The sequence below is a fragment of the Marinimicrobium sp. UBA4509 genome, assembly GCF_002388575.1.
Lineage (GTDB): Bacteria > Pseudomonadota > Gammaproteobacteria > Pseudomonadales > Cellvibrionaceae > Marinimicrobium > Marinimicrobium koreense.
On the sequence record NZ_DGMV01000032.1, the window covers coordinates 132,449 to 135,218 of the forward strand.

Here is a 2,770-nt window from a genome sequence, read left to right on the forward strand (position 1 = left end):
GCAACGCAACACTATTCCCTGGTATGCTTTCTTCAGGACGACACACAGGTCATTCGACCGGTTGCGCTTCACGAACTTGCTCAATTACATTCGATATTGGAAGAGAATGCCTCGGTCGGTTTCATTCACCCCTGCTTCATCCGCGGCATCGACCTGAACAGAAACCCCGTATCTGATGACCCTGGCCCCACCCAAAACACCTACTTACGAAGGGCGACCCAGCAAAGTGCCGGCATTCACTATTCCGACCTGCTGGTCACCTCTCCGCAAAAACTACTGAAGAAACAGTGGCGATTTCTGCAATCCGAACCGGGCAATGATCGCCAGGCCAAAGCACTGTTCGGACGCATGCTATACCTTTACAGCCCTTTTGCCATGTGGCTGCCAGAGGTTCCGGCGTGGCGTGGAAAGAAGAAGACTCTGGCCCTGAAGATTGCCGAACGAAAGAAACAATGTGGTTACTACCCATTCATAATCTGGAGCGCCGAACAGGCAGATCAGTTCCTCCGCCGATCCCCGAAGGAGATTCCCGTCGCTGAATCGCTACTGGAATGCACTCCGATAACGCCTCGAAAGCCATGGACCTACAACCCGCTGACTGGCCTAAGGGGGCTCAAACTACTGAACAATCTGGAAGTCAAATTGAAGCGGTTGTGAGCTGGTAAAGACTACCCTTTCGGAGTAAACCAGCTCTTCGCACTGCGCACCACAGCTTCCAGCTTATCCAGTCTGCGCAGCAAACGCGAACGACGTAGCGGATGAAATATCCAGGGGCGGGGCACCCCGTCGACCGTTGTCGACAGGTAGTGCTCTGCGATCGGAAGTTCTTTCGTGGGGCGCGATTTCAACGCTCTGACCCTGGCATCCGTCATAATGGAAAATGGGTAGAGACCCGCTCTGTTGATCTTTTCCGCTATCGAAAAAGCAAGACTTTTCTTTTTATTCCTGTAGGCCGGCGGGTTAGGAAGCCACATGACAAAGGGGGCGTATAGGTATCCCATTTCTTCAAACAACCGGGCTGCCTGCTGCTCGTTCTCAAACTCACCCATCAAAAACTGCCACCCCTTATCCTTGAGTCGTCGCGTGGTCGTAATGGAAATATCAGAGTAATATACGCCTGCAACGCGGCGCCCATTTTTCACGGACTGAATATAGACACCCCGCTCCGGATCATAAACAAATCGCTGCAGAGTAGCCGGCCGGGCTATTTTTCGCTGAAAAACCGGTGCGAGAAAGCCCGAGTCTGGATAGCGGTCGAAATACTCCTTGATAAACACCACATCATCGTCATCCAACCGCCTCACCATCTGAGTGTCATCTTGCAAAAAGCAGATGACATCATCATCGCATACTCGATCAATCGCGTTTTGCATGTTGGTGTACAGGGCGCCATGCTGGTCAGTAGAGTCTTTGTCCTCGCGCACCACCACTTCGTGCCGCTCGCCGATTGACGCAAGGACAGCGACGGTTTCCGGGTCATCGCTGGCGTCATCAAAAACAATCACGGGTTGCCCGGGCGCGCAACACTCGATCGACTCTACGCAATTTTTCAGGTGCGGCCCGCGATTGTATGAAAAAACGAAAAAGATCAAGCAAAACTCCAACGATAAAAACGACTACAGATTCTCAGCCAATAATCGACACATCCGATCCATCATGCTCTTTCAGACCATGAGCTGTAACCACGATGCGTTCTTTCTCCACTTTCTTCCGGTGCTCCTTATTAGCCAAAACAATACGAGGATCAACATAACTTCGCTTGTGATCCAGGTGAATGACGATCGCGTTGTATCGCACGTGTTTGGGTTTGACACCGAGGTTGATCAGACGAGCGCCAAACTCTCGATCCTCCCCACCATAGGCCATGGTTTCATCAAAACCATTGACCGCAACAATATCCTTCAGCCAAGCGGAGCCATTCGACCCTTTGAAGCGACAGCGGGTTGGCGTCAAACGGTTATAGAGCCAGGCTCTTAAAGGGCCTGCCGTCAATTTGCTGTTCTTGTGGCTGGCAGGCAGCCCTCGCTGTTTCAACCATGACAAATCAAAACATTCGCCGCTGACAATGTCCTCTCTGGCAATCAACTGACTCAAATCAAGAGGCAATTTGTGGTAGCCGCCGGAAAGAAAGCGACCGGGTTCGGCTTCTGAAGCGTGCACGGAGAGAAAATCGCGACGAGGAATACAGTCCCCATCGGTATAGACGACGTATTCGCTCTCAACCTGCAATGTCGCAAGATTCAAAATACGACACTTGCGAAACCCTTCATCCGGCTGCCAGACATGCTTGATCTGCATTCCTGTTTCAGAACGCATTCGATCCACGACGGCTCGGGTCTGTTGCGAAGAACCATCGTCGGCAACGATCAACTCAAATGCCTTATGGTCCTGAACGGAATATCCCCAGAGCACCTTCTCCAGCCACGCTGGCGAATTGTAAGTCGAAATGATGACCGATAGCTTCAAAACGCGCCCCCAAGGCCCGAGTCAAAGCCGGTTATAATAACACCATCTCTACCTCTGCAGACAGACCCGATTGCGTCCAGCGTGCTTCGCCTCGTACATGGCCCGATCGGCGCGCACCAGCAGAGTTTTCATGGTATCGCCCTTGCCCCACTCGGCCACGCCGATACTGATGGTGACCGGCTCGTCCAATCCAAATTCAGTGCCGAGTACCAGCCCACGCAGACGTTCGGCGAAAATCGCCGCATCATCTAGCACGGTATTGGCGGCGAGCACCAGAAATTCCTCTCCGCCCCAACGCCCCAAC

General features: G+C 52.6%; 4 protein-coding genes. 1 reads left to right on the forward strand and 3 read right to left on the reverse strand.

Translation table 11 applies throughout. The annotated features are described in order from the left end of the window. Positions 1–657, forward strand: a 657-nt coding sequence (locus tag B3520_RS04630; RefSeq protein ID WP_286875499.1) for a hypothetical protein, incomplete at its 5' end; no start/stop codon positions are given. An 11-nt stretch (positions 658–668) separates the two neighbouring features. Here the strand turns inward: B3520_RS04630 and B3520_RS04635 are convergent. From B3520_RS04635 to B3520_RS04645, 3 genes are all read right to left on the reverse strand, one after another. Then, positions 669–1,592, reverse strand: a complete 924-nt coding sequence (locus B3520_RS04635; protein ID WP_286804389.1) for a glycosyltransferase family A protein — start codon at positions 1,590–1,592, stop codon at positions 669–671. A gap of 34 nt (positions 1,593–1,626) precedes the next feature. Then, the gene (locus tag B3520_RS04640) at positions 1,627–2,466 is read right to left on the reverse strand and encodes a glycosyltransferase (RefSeq protein ID WP_286804390.1); all 840 of its coding nucleotides are present in this window, start codon (positions 2,464–2,466) and stop codon (positions 1,627–1,629) included. A 48-nt stretch (positions 2,467–2,514) separates the two neighbouring features. Further along, positions 2,515–2,770: GGDEF domain-containing protein (locus tag B3520_RS04645; RefSeq protein ID WP_286875501.1), on the reverse strand; the 256-nt coding region annotated here is incomplete at its 5' end.